Below are 14,733 nucleotides of genomic sequence, written 5' to 3'. Positions count from 1 at the left end.
CGTCTCTCTCCTTTTATACAAAATAAAAGAAACCCAAATCTAAAAGATTGAGTTTCTTGCTTGTGCTCTATTTTGATATTCGGTTACATACGGATGGCTCACACGCGCTATTTCCCTTCCTTCTAGTATGACAGGAATTTCTATATAAGTAGGTTCTGACTTTATATAGGGTTGCTTATCAGGATTATCATTGTCAGGTCTATATTGAATGACATTAGGATTATCAGATAACACTTCTCTCCATCTAGAAAGGCTGCCTACATCATGAATGGAAAGTCCCTCGAATCGTTCCATTTGACGTCCAATTTCTCTTACCATATCACGCATATTTTCAGGGATATGTGTAATCCAATCATTTTGCCAATCTCCATCTACAAAGATTGCATTAAAATACTTTGTTAGTGGGTCATCACCTTGGAAACTAAATATTTCTTCTGGTTTTATAGAACGAATACTATCCATAGCTCCTGTTACTGTATCTTGTAATGCATCTCGCACAACAGAATATTGACTTTTAATACCTATCGCAATTCCTTGTGCCATACGAACACCAGAAAATCTCAACTTATTTGATTCACTATTTAATTTCAGTTCATTTACAAGAGCTGCGTTTGCCTTGGTACCCATTTCTCTACTTTCTTTTTCAGCCATGTGAGCTGATTTCTGAATACCTAGCGCAAATCCTTCACTAAACGGCTTACCACCTTGATCACGTGTTAATTTTGATGGAGAGTTTACATTAAGTGTAGCTTTCAATGCATCAAATGCACCTCGTGCCAAACTAGCTGCTACATTTTGTACATTCCATTCACCATTAGATATACCTTTAGCAAACCCACTAGCAAAAGCTTCTCCAGGACTAAGAGAGCTGACACTCCCTAATCCATCTTTACCACCTTGAGCAACACTTGTTCCGCTTGCAACAGCGGCTCCACGTTTTGCTCCCATATCACTTGCGAATTTATTACCAGCCTTATCACCACCGCCACCATCGGTTGCACTTCCTAACATGCCCTCTACACCTAATTTAACATTACTAGCTGCTCCGACTACATTCCCTTTATTCCCGTTAATTAGTCGTTGCATAAGAAGAGTAGAAGATGCGCCACCATTTCCATCTGTGGTTGATCCTAAAGTATTTTCTACACTTTGTTTAACACCTACGGCCGCTCCATTGACATTGCCTTTATTATTATTAATATTATTAAACATCATAGAAGTCGCGTTATTACCGCCATTATTATCAGTTGTACTTCCTAATTGCTGTTCAACGCCTAGTTTAATATTAAAAGCTTCACCTATAATACTTGGCTTATATTGAGCCATAATTCGATTCATTAATGTAGTAGAAGCTGCTCCACCATTTCCGTCTGTGGTTGATCCCAGTGTTTGTTCTACACCCTGCTTAACTTCCTCTGCGGCTTGAACAGGTTGACCCCCATTTTGACGAATTCCATCTGCGGTACTTTGCGGAATAGCTGCCCCTTGCTGAGTTGTATCAATGTTTGTTTTTTGTACAACCATTTGTCTTATAACTTCGAGTGCCTGATCTATATTAAACTTCCCATTGTGTAAGCCTTGAACAAGAGACGCAATTGTCACTTCTCCATTCGGCCCTAAGTTGTACTTAGTCTTATCTTCAATATTAACTCCCAATGTATTGAGAACGTCTTGCACATTAATAAACCCTGTTTCCATACCAGTTTTTAACGTAGCCATTATACGAGTGCCGTCTTTTGCTAAATCTGCTGCTGTTAATTTAGATAACTGTTGTTGAAAAAAAATAAACACAGCGTCAATACCTACTGTGCCCTCGTGTAATCCATTTACAAATTGTGTAGTTTTCATTTTTCCGAGTGGTCCTAAATCTATATCGAGATTCTTCTTTAAATCTAAGTTTAACTTAGATGCGACCTCCCCGATATTCATCTGTTTAAAACCATCGGTAAATGAAGTCATGACTTTAATACCTTCTGGTGTCAATGGTTTATTACCCATTTCTGACCGCATAGTGTTTATGATTGCAATCGCTACATCTTGGACTTTGTACTTACCAGATTTAATTCCATCAACAAATTCTTCTACTGCAACCCAACCTTGCTCTCCTAAATCAATCGTTTTACTTCCATCTTCAAATGTTTTTGCGATGTCATTTGCAACTTCAATAGATTTTTCACGAGTTGACTGGAAAAGATTATCATAAACAATATTAGAATTTGCAATTAATGACTCTCCATATGTTTTTACTTCATCAGCACTTTTCTTTCTCAGATCAGCTTCTTTTGAAGCTCTATCTTGAAGTCGCTTGAATAGATTCTCATTTGTGCTTTCAATTATTTCGGAATTCTTAACGTACTCTCCGAATCCTCGACCCTGAATTTTAATTTTTTCAGTTTCAGCCTTCGTAATACCTGTTGTTAAATCCATCTCAACACCTTTGGATTCTAACACTTTTTGCGCTTGTTGAAGTTGTTGCTCATACCCTTTTGTTATCAATACAGATTGCTCAGAGTATTTTTTGTTAATTTGAGCTATCGCAATTTCTTGCCCTTTAGTATCAGCTATTTTGCTTTTCGCAAACTCTATTTCTTTTTGTCTTGCTTTATCTAATTCATTTGTTAATTTCGTATACTCTGAACCTAGCTCTTTTACTTTACCTTGAATTGTCTCAACAGAAGTATTTTTGTTGAAATTATCCATTGCTTTACCTATTTTTTGAATCTCATCCACACTTTTTGAAGCTGCTTTTCCAACCTCTGCATCAATAGCTTTTAAAGCTGTAAGAAATACCGACTTATCGGCCGCAGTCATCTTATATATTTGTCCATTATATTGTGTAAGTAAGCTCTGAATTTTCTCATTTGCCTTAATAACTGCTTCTTCTTGTGCCTTAAATACTTCCATTTGATCGTTAACAATTTTATCTTTTGCCCTTAATACTGCGGAATCAGTTTCTCCAGCAAACCAACTATCTAAATGAGCTTGTAACTTGCCTCTATCTTTATTAATCGCTTGGATTGCCTCGTCTGCTAACTTACCAAATTCGTCATGTGCTCGTTGTACAGCCTCTTTAGCCTTATCACCTGTCATTGTTGGTATTTCATCTAATGTTTTAAAAGCCTGTTCTTTTAAATTCACATACCCTTCAAGAGCTTTTTTCGTACCTTCACTTACACCATCACCAAAGCGCCTACTGTCCTCCTCTGCTTTTTGTGCCTTTTTCCCAGCATCTACGAAAGCAAAACCTAATGCACCAAGTCCAATTACAACTCCACCAATTGTTGCGACAATTGGATTTGCTATAATTGCACCAATACCAAAAGAAAGGAACCCAAGTGCACTAACTACTCCCATAACTGCCGGGGCTAGTAATAATGCTGTCCCATATACTTTTTTAGAGCTATCATCTAATCCGTTGAACCAATCAGCGACACCCTTCACAGATTCTTTCAATTCAGGAATCGCTTGTTTAGCGATATCTAAAATCACCTTACCAAGTGGTTCTAGAGCAATTTGTAGTTCTCTTGTTACAGATTTCCATTGCTTAGCGCTTGTATCGTAACCATCAACCATTTTATTCATTGCGCCACTGTAGTTTCCAAGACCTGTTTCCATATTATTTAGTGATAACATAGTAGTAGCTTCAAGGTCTTCCCATTTCACGCCGAAAAGTGCAACGCCTAACTGATTCACTTTAATTTGATCATCCGTTGTTCGTAACTCATTTAAAACAGCATTAAAAACATCTTTGGAAGTCGCTTTTCCTTCTAGCATCGCTTTCCAAACTTTTTGCGTTTCTTTACCCATTTGACCCATTGCTTCTGTTGTGGACTTACTACCATCTTTTACACGGATACCAAATTCTTTTACAACGTCATTCACATAATCCAAGTTATATGCGCCGTTTTTCGAACCGTTAATGAGAATTGTGAACATTTCATCTGCACTAAATCCCATTTCATGGAACAAAGGACCATACTCACTTAAATTATCAAATAGCTCATTTGAGTAGTTTAAACCCTTTACAGAACCTTGTGCTAATAAATCAAATGCTTGTTGGCCAGATAAACCAAAGCGTCCCATTAATTGGGCTGCACCACGAGTTACCTCGTTTACATCTGATTCCATTGTTTCTGCTAAGATTTCACTATCACGAGTTACTTGTTTTAAAGTATCATCATCATTAATATCCTTAATATTGCGCTTTACTTTAACTAAAGAATCACTGACACTAGCTAAATCTTCCCCATAGCCTTCGCGCCATACTTCTTTGGCTACAGCACTAACCTTTAAACTTTCTTCCCTTGTTAATCCTAAACCAGATTGTACCTTCTTGTTCGCTTCTTCAAATTGACTTGCATTTACGACTAAAGCTCCAACTCCAGCCGCCACGCCAACTGCTGCTGCGCCAAACCCTTGGCTCACTTTCGTACCTGTTTCTTGCATTGTGTTTCCAACTTCGTTCATACGCTCGCGTAATCTTCCAGAAACGTTACCCAATCGCTCTATTCTTTCTTCCGTATCACCTAGCTCATTACGATAACGATGTAAGGCTGCTGAAGCATTATTAAATGCTGTATCATTTCTAGAAACTTGAGCGGTTAATCTTTGTAAAGCTTGTGTGCCTTGTTTGTATTCTTGCTGTAATTGATTATATTGAGCTTGCAAATCTTTTGTTTCTTGAGCATTTTTCCCGTATGCCTGAGTACTTTGTTGTATCTCTTGTTCTAATTGTTGCATAGATGTAGCCAATTGCTCACATTTTTGACGCATTTCTTGTTGTTTTTGTTGTGAAGTTCTCAAAGCTTGCTCATAATGCTTCATTTTTTGCGTCTGAGCTTCTATTTTTTGATTTAAATGGTTTACCTTATTCTCCAGTTGATCCATCTCTGAACCAACTCCACGTAACTGCTCAGACGTGTTACGAAATTCAGCATCTATTCTTTTCAGACTTCTATTAATGCCTGCAATCCCATTTTCGAATTGATCTGTATCCAAACGGACACGACCACCAATTGTATTATCTCCTAGTGCCATTCAAATTCTCACCTACCTTTACAACCACATTGGTACTTTATCTGCTGTTGTCACTCGATTTGCTTTTTGTTTTCTCGCTAAACAGGTAAAGTAAAACGCAATATCCATTTCATTGATTTGATTTTGTGTCATACCTGCGTCCATCAATATGTTATAAATATCAATTACAGCGTCGCTATATTTGATTTTTCCTCCGTCGGTTTCATTTCTAGTTGTGCCATTAACTTTTTTTTCGCATCTTCTACCGTTTCCATTACCTTAATCGCATCATTTAAGCGTCCCATAATTGTTAAACAAACAGAATGAATTGTAAGACTTAAAAACCATACATGAGTGCCATCCACAAATTCCTGTGCTGTAAATTGATTTCCGTACACACTGGCAACAAAATTAGCGGCTCTTTCAATTGTTTCTTTTGGTACTAAGTCCGCTTGTAATTCATCAGCTAATGTTGAAGCTTCAAAAGTAGCTGAACCTGGGATAAATTGTGGTAAATAAAAATCTTTTTTACCTTCTGTATTTTGTAATGTGATTTTCATAATCTGTTTCCTCCTTAATAAAAATAAGGATGGCATTTCGCCATCCCTTTTCTTAATTACTTCCCACTTGGTGGGGCTGTTTCTATTGGTGGAGCTGGTACTTCTTTAAACCACTTTGCTGCAACTGCTGCGTCGTGTCCTTCTTCCTCTTCATCTAATCGATGTCTCCAATTACCGTCCGAACGTTGAATTGCCTTACCTTTAATTTTTGCGCTTTGGAATGTTGGTTTATCTTCTGCTGTTTTATGTTCATCACTTGGAAGCTCAAACTTCATTTTGTAATAACATACATATAGGTTTTTTCCGTTGTCGTATGGTAAACGATATAGCAATGCTACATAAGGAGGAACATCACTTGTATTATCTACAACTTGACCTTTTACAACCTTTTTACCTAACAATTCGGCATAAACGGATAAAGGTAATGTATCAACTTCTAATTCAATTTCTGTTCCACCAAATGCACTAGCTGTTGCTGCTGGTCCACCTTCAGCATAAAAAGTTACTGATTCCGCTTTAGGTGACGCTTTACCACTAACTGTTTTACCGATTCGTTTTGGTGTAGAATAATTAAATTTACCATCTGATGTTTCAGTTAAAACTGCATAATGTAAATCTCTAAAATCTATTGTCATTGCCATATTTCATTTTCCTCCTTAATTAATAATTTCCGTTACAAAACGAAAACCATATCGATAAATTTTTGTATCCATTTCATAATCTGGATAAGTGCTTAAACGCTGAAAAGACAGCTTTTTCATAGCTGCCTGAACTGCACTTTTTAATTGCGTTTTGATTGGTGCCATTGACCATATATCAACCTGATACATAACGTTAGTGGTTTTTTCCTCATTCTCCGCATATAGCCCAGGAGAACTATTTAACTCTGAAAATGTAAGCCATATATCTGTTTTGTCATTTCCTTTGACAAATTGATATATAAATTCTCCACCTAACTCAGATTTAATAACTACATCTGTACGTAAAACATCAAATATTTCCTTATTAAAATTTCTCATCGGCCTGTCACTCTACGCATAAATTCTCTTTCCATAACTCTCAAGACCTCTTTTTCACTTTGGATTAAAGTCTTTTCTGCAAAACCTTTATGTGGAGGATTTGGATTTTTACTAGTCCCCCAGTTTTGAAACTTCATATAAAAGTGAGGAGAGCGATCCGCTTTATCCCATCCAACTTCAATGAAATAAGAACCACCTTTTTTTACAACCTTTCCTTCTTCAATAGCGTTCTTCGCGTGTTTACCATCCCACCACGGTTGTTTTAGTGTTGGTTTATTAGGTTCGGGGCCAACTGGAGAATTAAATTCCAACTTCTCTTCAAATACCCTTGCACCAGCTTTTAATGATTCTTTTGTAATTTTTGGGACATCCTGTCCTAAATTTTCTAATTCACGAATCCATTCTTCTATACCGAAGACCTCTAATTCTGCCAATTAGATCGCTCCTCACAGATTAAACACATATCTTTGTGTTTTTCATCAATATCAATCACTGATTTAATTTGAAAAAGCTTCCCTTTATATTTCACACGCATATCAGAATGAACACCTTTTCTGTACGGAATTGTAAAATTTATTAACTTAATAACAAATTCTGCATTTCCCTTAAAAACTTCAGAATTAAACCCTGAACCTACGGGAGTTTCAGCCTTCGCCCACGCTTTAGAAAAGACTTCCCAGCCTGCTGGTAGCGCGTTTCCCTCATCGTCTTTCCTTTCAGTTTTATGTTCAATCATAATTCTTTTATCTCTTTTTCCTGGATTCATGCTGTTTCCTCACTTAATTGAAGTTGCAATACCATACTCTTAATGGTATATCGTACTTTTTCATCTACTTGACCAGAAAAATCACGATTTTCATACCAATTTGTGATTAAAACTAATGCGATTTTTTGCGCTTGTTTTCGGTTATCCTCAGTAGCATTGTAATGCTTACCTACAGATCCTTTTACATATATCTCGGCATTATCAATTAAAAGCTCTAAGATATCATCCTCTTCTATATCCTCTTCTTCTAATCTCAGCCATTTTTTTGCCAAATTTAAATCTATTAACATGAAACCCCTCCTAAAAAAGAGGGGATATCCCCTCTTATGCTTGTGTTTGTTCTGCTAATGTAAGCTCTCCCACTACTAACGCTTTTTTATCAACTGGTTTAACATCTAAGCGCTCTCTAACTTTCATACCAACTAAATCTTTCCCCCATAAATCTAATGCTTGCTCAGAGAATTCAATAAATAATGCTTCTCTATCAAAAACAGTTATCGCTTCTTTTAAATCACCAAAATACATTGGTACTTTCTTTGTTTTACTATCTGTTTTTAGCGTCTTATTACTTAATACAACAATTGGATACTTGCCAAATAACAGTTTCTTCGTCGCCATTGTTGGATCTGGTTGTAAAATGTACTTACCATCTGAATCTTTCAGTTTATCTAAATAATTAAAAGCATCTTGATTCATGATGGCAATTGCCGTTGTTTCAAACGCAGTATCCAATTTAACATTGAAAATGTCCTTTAAATCATCTACCTTACTAACCGGAACCTTTGTTGTACCGAAATTATCATTTATTGCTTTTAATATCAGAGCATTACGAGTTGCTTTTGATTTTTTTCCTGTCCATTTCCTAACATATCCTTGAATATTTTCTGCTGTATCTGCGAGTAATTCTTTAGAGAATTTTAAAATTCCACCTTTTTTCTTTACAGCAAATTGAATATCTTCAAATTTTGGTGATTCCATTTCTGGAAAGTCTGCCGCTTCATCAATATTATCGAAAGGAATGTAGTCCGCTTCTACTTCAATAACACGAGAACCAGTAAGAGTAGATACAGATTCTACATTTACATAATTCTCAAGTGCATCTGGAGCACTACGACGTAATTCCTTGATAGCTGTTCGAATATCCTTTGGTACTGTTAAACCACCATCGGATGGAACACCTTCTGTCATTGTAGTTGCATTTAATACTTCCTTTTCGTCATCTGTAAGTTTATGTTTCCCTACAGCCGCTTTCATTGCATTAACAAATGCATCAGCAGGTTTTACTGTATTATTTTGTGGTTGTGGAATAGGGTCTGTTGGAATATTGTTTTTTTCATCTTCATAAAGAGCAGATGCAATATCAAATTCCTTCTGCAAATCCTTAATTTCATTTGTAAGTTGCTCTGCTTCCTCAAGCTTTTTTTGAGCCAATAACTCTCTTGCTGCTGCTTTTTTGTTCTGAATCTTATTCAATAACTCTCTTAATTCTTTTGGCATCTTTCTTCCTCCTTAAAATTGAGCAATAAAAAAAGAGTTAGATTAAATCTATCTCTCTCATCAAATTATTAATTTTTTCTTCTTCACTTTTTTGCATCGGTTCTCTTCTTGGCTCTTTAAATGCCTTTGGGGTATTCCTGTATTCCTTAAACAGATTACTTGTACATGCAACCGCAGTATTTTCTTCTGCCACTTCAACGTTAAAATATTCACTTGCTTTAAGACCGTTTAGCCACGTCTCATTTTGCACCATTTCTCTTATTACTTCGATGTCTACGCCCTCTTTTAGATTATCCTTATAAACATTGATGATCCCTTCCTCTATTGCATCTAAGTCATCGGCCATCTTTCTAAAATCATTGGCATTTCCATATATACCATTCCACGGTTTATGAATCATTAAGTATGCATTAGAAGGAATGATCAACTTATCCCCGGCAAATGCAATTACAGAAGCGATTGAACCTCCAAGCCCATCAATATGAACCGTTTTATGCCCCTCGTGACGTTTAATCATATTATAAATAGCCATTCCTGCAAAAACAGAGCCTCCACCGCTATTTATATAGATGTTTAAGTCTTTCCCTTTTACACTATCAAGGATATTTCTTACATTCTCAGGATATTGGTCCTCATCATCCCAAGCACCCCACCAAGAAGAAACGATATCACCATAAAAATAAAGAGAAGCAGTATCTTCAGCTTGATTTTTAATCTGTAGCCAATCCACTTCCATCACCTCCTCGTATGATAAAGTTAGGTTTTTTAGGAAAGGGATTTACCTATAAACCCGTGAGTATCTAGTTATATGAGATACTTATATTTGTAGATAGAGTGTTGCCGACCACCTCCTTGAATCTTTGTATTCGGTTGAAAGAATGGTACCTCTGTCTAATAAGTAGTTTACGAATGAGTTGGATGTTGATGACCATTGGTCATTCTTCGTATCTCTTACGAGGTAGTAGCGCTTATTAGTTCAGAGGAGGACAACACTATCTAACACTGATTAAAATAGGGGTGTAAGCTATGTTCTATTTAGGTATTGATATCGCTAAACATAAACATTATGCGTCCATTATCGACCAAACTGGAAAACCTATTACTAAGCCATTTCCCTTTCAGAATCATAAAGAAGGCGGACAAGCACTGTTAAATTGGATGTACCAATATATTGAGTCTCCTACAGAAATACTGATTGGAATGGAGGCAACAGGACATTATTGGTTAGCCGTTTATTCTTTTCTACTTGATCATGGCTTCTCAGTCGTTGTATTAAATCCAATTCAAACCAATGCTTGGCGAAAAGGAACAGAAATTAGAAAGCGAAAAACAGACGCCATTGATGCCACTATGATTGCCGATATCATTCGATTCGGCCGTTTTGTTGAAACCCCACTTGTGGACGAGAAAATGTTCGCTCTAAAACAAATGAGCCGCTTTCGTAATGCGCTTGTAAGTAATATGAGTGATTTAAAACGAAAAGCTCTTGTCGTATTAGATCAGACTTTCCCAGAGTACCAAAGCATCTTTTCGGATGTTTTTGGTAAAACTTCTTCGCAAATCTTACTTGAATATGCCTCTCCTAGTGACTATGAACAGATATCTATTGATGATTTAACACAAATAATTGAGCAAACCAGTCGTAATCGACTGGGGAAGAAAACAGCCAACAAGCTAATGGAATTAGCCTCTAATTCGTTTGGTGTTACCTTCTGTAAAGACGCTTTTTCCTTCCAACTAAAAATGTTGATGGAACAAATTCGTTTTATCGAAGATCAAATCAAAGAATGTGAAGAAGAAATGTCACAACTTTTAATTGATTTAGATACTCCTATCATGACAATACCTGGTGTTGGGCCCATTTTAGGAGCCACTATACTAAGTGAAATTGGGGATATTCACCGCTTTGACAAACCATCTAAACTTGTCGCTTACGCAGGCATTGATGCCTCTGTGTCCCAATCTGGACAATTTGAAGCCTCAGGTACGTCTATATCCAAACGTGGTTCTTCTCATTTGCGTAGAGCCTTATTCCAAGCGGCTATTACAGCGCATAAACATGACCCTGTATTAAAAGCTTTTTATGAAAAGAAACGAAAGCAAGGAAAGCACTACTATGTTTGTATAGGGGCGGTAGCTAGAAAGCTGTGTTACATTATCTATGCCATTCTTAAAAGCAATAAGCCTTATGAAGTACCACCTCACACAACAGAAACATGACCTTTTCATTTTTTTTGAAAATCCTTAGGTTTATTTGGCACGCCCTTTTTTAGAAAAACACCCCCTATTTATATAAAAAACTCCCCTTGACTTCTCATAGTTGGTCTTTCTCAACTGATACTAATGGAACATAGTTTCCATTACACATTAATGAATCCCCGCCATCTTTACGCGGCAAATCTACAAATTCTCTTGCCTCATTTGGAGTATAAATAGCATTGTTTACACCCTTTGATAGGCCTTCCATCTGTATTGCGAAATCAGCACGTAAAATACCATTCACATTAAATTTAAAGCAATATCCATTTTGAAATTCATCACTAAGAAGAAGCTTATAACTCATTTCTTCCTCGTAATTTTTCAAAATATATAAAAGGGTATCTACGTAAAAAGAACGCTGTTGCGTTTCAACATTTGCATAGTTACCCTTATCATAATTATTTACTTGTGCAGGTTTAATACCAAATGCCCCAGCAACCTGTAGTGCTGTATATTTGTTAATCTCTAAGAATTGAGCATCTGCCATGTTCACATTTAATGGAGTGAGTTGAAAACCTAATGGTAGCGGGACAATTCTTCCTGCATTTTTCAAACCATTACTAAATTCTTCAATTTTTGCTACCATTTTCTTTGCTTTGTCATGATCCAAATCACCAGTATACTGGACAACTGCCTTTCCCATTAAACCATTTGAAAAATAGTTATTGAGATATAAAGCTCCACTTTGTATGTTCTCAATTGATACCTTCAATATGTCTTTTACTGCTAAACCAGATATACCATCTAAAGATAATGAAGTTTTAAAATGCATAACCTGATCATATCGAAACCTATATTGTTTACCAGATTTATTATCTCCCCATATATACCAAATCGCATTTTCCCTTTGGAATATACCTGCATTATCAATCCAAATCTGTACGTGTTCGCTAGGAAGAATCCACAAATCTTTTACTTTATCCCTCTCCGTATTAACATAGACATACGCATTCCCATAATGATTTTTATTTGCTTCTACTGTAGACCAAAATGTACTTGAAGTCATATATGGATTAGGCCGCATTTTTAAAAGTGTATACAAATTATGATCTGTTGCTTTTTCAAGACCGTTATTTGTATCTCTATATAATTTTAAAGGTAATTTCCCAATACTTTCAGATAAAAGCCTTAAACAGGTAAAATATGTGATTTCACTTAATTTATTTTTATTTACACTACCTATATCAATACCTAACATCTTTAAAAACTCGTCCGAATCAAGTGATACTGAGTTTTGAACCTTCTTAGGTTTTAATTTATTGAGCCATTCCCACATTCACTCACCTCCTTTACCAACCAAGTTTATCTAGATTTTCATCCGTAACATATTGGCTTAATTTCAATCCTACTTCTCCCTTCATTGCCATCTTATATGCATCAATAACCGCATCAATTGGATCAATTCTTTTCTCTTTTAAGTGTTTATCGATCTTGATTTCACCGAAACTATTGGATACTGTCTTTGCGTTGGCTATACTCCATGTTAACAATTTATTTTTACGATTATATTGAATGTTTTTAGCCTCAACCTCTAGTCTAAAATCGACTGTAGCATCATTTAAATTCTTTGCTGATTGGACAATCATGATGCTGTTATATCCAAGCTCTTCAAGATCATTCAAAAAGGCATCTGCATTGTGGGGATCGTATGCTATTATATTTACAATTAACTCGTACTCTTCTACAATTCTTTTTATATAAGCGATTATATATTTATAATCTGTTTTAATACCCCCTAATGTCTCTGTAACAGTTAATAACCCATCTCTAATCCAGATGTCATAAGGAGCTTTATCAGTCTCTATATGTTCTTTTACACGATTTTTAGGAATAAAACTATGAGAATGTACGAAATAATTTTTCACTTCTTCTTTTAAATATGGGAATACTGCCCCTAAACTCGTTAAATCACCACCGCTAGATAAATCCAGACCTAAATAACACTCTTTCCCTCTAAAATCCTCTAAATCTAAATCTGAAGCACATTTTTTCCAATGTTCCATGTTCATATATTGATTGTCTGTGAATTGTACCCAAATATTTAAGTGCTTTGTAAGGAAATTGCGAAGTTCACTTCCGCCCCTACGTTTTGCTGCACTTGCCATAGTTAAAAGTGTTTCTATTCCTTCTTGATCTCTTGCTACTAAAGGATTAGCTTTTATCCAATTACTTGAATCCCAAATATCATCATCTTTATCTAATTGAGCAATATATACAAACTGTTTATCGTCTTCATATACACCTTCAAGAAGTCTACAACAATCTTCATACAACTCGTAGCAAGGACTGTTTAAATCAAATCCTGCTGTTGTGATAACTGATATTAAGCATTCTTTTAATTTAGTTGTTCCACCCTCCAATAATTTATACATTTGATTTGTAGGGTGTTTATGGTATTCATCCACAATGCCAAGGTAAGCGCGAAATCCATCTATACTCTCCGTATCTCTTCCCAGAGCACGGACAACTCCATTTGTTACAAGTGCTTCAATGGTATTTTTATATTCTTTCACCTTGAAACACTCACTTAAATCTTCATCTGTTTCAATGAACTTAATCATTTCTTTGAGAACTATGTTTGCTTGATCCTGTTTTGTAGCTGTACAGTATACTTGCGCATAATTATAGCCATCAAAATTGCTATAATATGTCCCTAATACACCATTCATCATAGATTTACCATTTTGTCTGCCCACTTGAACATAACTACTTCTAAATCTACGATAACCCGTTTCTTTATGGACCCAACCATGTAATGATCCAAAAATAAATGCTTGGAATGATGCTAAAGTAAGTGGTTCTACTTCTTCTCCTTCACCTATCATTAAAGTTTCAGCATACTCAAGTAACCGATCTGCCTTTTCCTCATCAAAATAATAGACGAACGGCGCCAACTTACTTTTTTCCAAATCATCTAAGTGCCTTTGGCAAGCTAACTTAACGTACTTCCCTGCAATTTCTCGACCTTCTAATACATCAAGAGCATACTGTGTGACCCTATTCATACAACTTACCTACATAAACTTATTAAATTTATTTTGAGGTTTTTCATCGTTCTGTTTTGGAACTACTAATCTGCATCTTGATGTAATTGTTAAACCTAAATCGCTGGAAGCTTGTCTACATTGTTTAAAAAGTTTGTCTTGATTTATAAGTAAGTCTGAATACACGCCGTTAGATACGGTATACCTATTCTCAGATATGATGTTACCTTCCTGATCCTTTTTTACATCCACCACTTCTTCTAACGGACTAAGCTCAAGCATAGCATTTGTAATTTCTACATACATTTTCCTTGCTATTAAAAATCTTGCTAAAGCATCAACATCAAGATTGGACATGATTTCAATTCTGATTAGCTCATCGGATATTTTTTTAAAGTCTCTTCTCAAATCTTTTGGTAAATAAGAAGGCGCCCTAATCTTATCACTAGGCGCCTTGATTTCTTTTGATTTACGATTTGCAATTTCAGCTTTTGTTAAATGTTTTTTTCCTTTGAGTACAACTAAATCCACAGGTTCTCTCGGTCTAGCCATCCACCTTCCTCCTTTCGGAATTTTCATTTAGGGAGTTTTCGCGAAAAAAAAGACCACCCGGCGACTCGTCGCCCTCCTTG

The 14,733-nt window shown here is 36.0% G+C and carries 13 protein-coding genes; 1 reads left to right on the top strand and 12 read right to left on the bottom strand.

Features of this window, described 5'->3' with window-relative positions:
* Nucleotides 1-39 precede the first annotated feature (39 nt).
* From ACXKY9_RS02555 to ACXKY9_RS02515, 9 genes are all read right to left on the bottom strand, one after another.
* Nucleotides 40-5,037 (bottom strand): phage tail tape measure protein, encoded by a 4,998-nt coding sequence (locus tag ACXKY9_RS02555; protein ID WP_044157404.1) that lies wholly within the window; start codon nt 5,035-5,037, stop codon nt 40-42.
* 164 nt (nt 5,038-5,201) lie between these two features.
* Entirely contained in the window at nt 5,202-5,576 is a 375-nt protein-coding gene (gene gpG / locus ACXKY9_RS02550; RefSeq protein ID WP_015382157.1) for a phage tail assembly chaperone G, read from the bottom strand.
* A gap of 56 nt (nt 5,577-5,632) precedes the next feature.
* Nucleotides 5,633-6,217: a major tail protein gene (locus ACXKY9_RS02545; protein WP_001251821.1), complete on the bottom strand. Its 585-nt coding sequence runs from the start codon at nt 6,215-6,217 to the stop codon at nt 5,633-5,635.
* Nucleotides 6,218-6,232: 15 nt separating this feature from the next.
* Nucleotides 6,233-6,595: a tail completion protein gp17 gene (gp17, locus tag ACXKY9_RS02540; protein WP_001243517.1), complete on the bottom strand. Its 363-nt coding sequence runs from the start codon at nt 6,593-6,595 to the stop codon at nt 6,233-6,235.
* The gene (locus ACXKY9_RS02535; protein WP_000818832.1) at nt 6,592-7,029 is read right to left on the bottom strand and encodes an HK97-gp10 family putative phage morphogenesis protein; all 438 of its coding nucleotides are present in this window, start codon (nt 7,027-7,029) and stop codon (nt 6,592-6,594) included. The genes gp17 and ACXKY9_RS02535 overlap by 4 nt, the downstream gene beginning before the upstream one ends.
* On the bottom strand, nt 7,017-7,361 hold the full coding sequence (locus ACXKY9_RS02530; protein ID WP_001068032.1) for a phage head closure protein: 345 nt from the start codon (nt 7,359-7,361) through the stop codon (nt 7,017-7,019). The genes ACXKY9_RS02535 and ACXKY9_RS02530 overlap by 13 nt, the downstream gene beginning before the upstream one ends.
* A complete protein-coding gene (locus tag ACXKY9_RS02525) occupies nt 7,358-7,651 on the bottom strand; it encodes a head-tail connector protein (protein WP_000904085.1) in 294 nt (97 codons plus the stop codon). The genes ACXKY9_RS02530 and ACXKY9_RS02525 overlap by 4 nt, the downstream gene beginning before the upstream one ends.
* Nucleotides 7,652-7,685: 34 nt before the next feature.
* Entirely contained in the window at nt 7,686-8,858 is a 1,173-nt protein-coding gene (locus ACXKY9_RS02520; protein ID WP_001123701.1) for a phage major capsid protein, read from the bottom strand.
* A gap of 37 nt (nt 8,859-8,895) precedes the next feature.
* Entirely contained in the window at nt 8,896-9,594 is a 699-nt protein-coding gene (locus ACXKY9_RS02515) for a head maturation protease, ClpP-related (RefSeq protein ID WP_002134054.1), read from the bottom strand.
* 290 nt (nt 9,595-9,884) lie between these two features.
* Between ACXKY9_RS02515 and ACXKY9_RS02510 the strand changes: the two genes are divergently transcribed.
* A complete protein-coding gene (locus ACXKY9_RS02510; RefSeq protein WP_000499523.1) occupies nt 9,885-11,078 on the top strand; it encodes an IS110-like element ISBth13 family transposase in 1,194 nt (397 codons plus the stop codon).
* Between the two features lie 94 nt (nt 11,079-11,172).
* Here ACXKY9_RS02510 and ACXKY9_RS02505 read toward each other — a convergent pair whose 3' ends face one another.
* From ACXKY9_RS02505 to ACXKY9_RS02495, 3 genes are read right to left on the bottom strand one after another with little or no spacing between them, the layout of a single operon-like run.
* Nucleotides 11,173-12,393 (bottom strand): phage portal protein, encoded by a 1,221-nt coding sequence (locus ACXKY9_RS02505; RefSeq protein ID WP_000264107.1) that lies wholly within the window; start codon nt 12,391-12,393, stop codon nt 11,173-11,175.
* A gap of 13 nt (nt 12,394-12,406) precedes the next feature.
* A complete protein-coding gene (locus ACXKY9_RS02500) occupies nt 12,407-14,122 on the bottom strand; it encodes a terminase large subunit (protein ID WP_001082759.1) in 1,716 nt (571 codons plus the stop codon).
* 9 nt (nt 14,123-14,131) lie between these two features.
* Nucleotides 14,132-14,653, bottom strand: a complete 522-nt coding sequence (locus ACXKY9_RS02495; protein ID WP_000113652.1) for a phage terminase small subunit P27 family — start codon at nt 14,651-14,653, stop codon at nt 14,132-14,134.
* Between the last annotated feature and the right edge of the window lie 80 nt (nt 14,654-14,733).

It is taken from the genome of Bacillus sp. 2175 (assembly GCF_057812155.1).
Note: the sequence above shows the minus strand (reverse complement) of the source record. Positions and strands in the feature narration are given on the sequence as shown.

What these genes read in the sequence shown, in the direction of transcription:
- ACXKY9_RS02495 (WP_000113652.1), bottom strand. Translation starts at nt 14,653, where the DNA reads ATGGCTAGACCGAGAGAACCTGTGGATTTAGTTGTACTCAAAGGAAAA.
- ACXKY9_RS02545 (WP_001251821.1), bottom strand. Translation starts at nt 6,217, where the DNA reads ATGGCAATGACAATAGATTTTAGAGATTTACATTATGCAGTTTTAACT.
- ACXKY9_RS02520 (WP_001123701.1), bottom strand. Translation starts at nt 8,858, where the DNA reads ATGCCAAAAGAATTAAGAGAGTTATTGAATAAGATTCAGAACAAAAAA.
- ACXKY9_RS02510 (WP_000499523.1), top strand. Translation starts at nt 9,885, where the DNA reads ATGTTCTATTTAGGTATTGATATCGCTAAACATAAACATTATGCGTCC.
- gpG (WP_015382157.1), bottom strand. Translation starts at nt 5,576, where the DNA reads ATGAAAATCACATTACAAAATACAGAAGGTAAAAAAGATTTTTATTTA.
- ACXKY9_RS02505 (WP_000264107.1), bottom strand. Translation starts at nt 12,393, where the DNA reads ATGTGGGAATGGCTCAATAAATTAAAACCTAAGAAGGTTCAAAACTCA.
- ACXKY9_RS02525 (WP_000904085.1), bottom strand. Translation starts at nt 7,651, where the DNA reads ATGTTAATAGATTTAAATTTGGCAAAAAAATGGCTGAGATTAGAAGAA.
- ACXKY9_RS02500 (WP_001082759.1), bottom strand. Translation starts at nt 14,122, where the DNA reads ATGAATAGGGTCACACAGTATGCTCTTGATGTATTAGAAGGTCGAGAA.
- gp17 (WP_001243517.1), bottom strand. Translation starts at nt 6,595, where the DNA reads ATGAGAAATTTTAATAAGGAAATATTTGATGTTTTACGTACAGATGTA.
- ACXKY9_RS02515 (WP_002134054.1), bottom strand. Translation starts at nt 9,594, where the DNA reads ATGGAAGTGGATTGGCTACAGATTAAAAATCAAGCTGAAGATACTGCT.
- ACXKY9_RS02555 (WP_044157404.1), bottom strand. Translation starts at nt 5,037, where the DNA reads ATGGCACTAGGAGATAATACAATTGGTGGTCGTGTCCGTTTGGATACA.
- ACXKY9_RS02530 (WP_001068032.1), bottom strand. Translation starts at nt 7,361, where the DNA reads ATGAATCCAGGAAAAAGAGATAAAAGAATTATGATTGAACATAAAACT.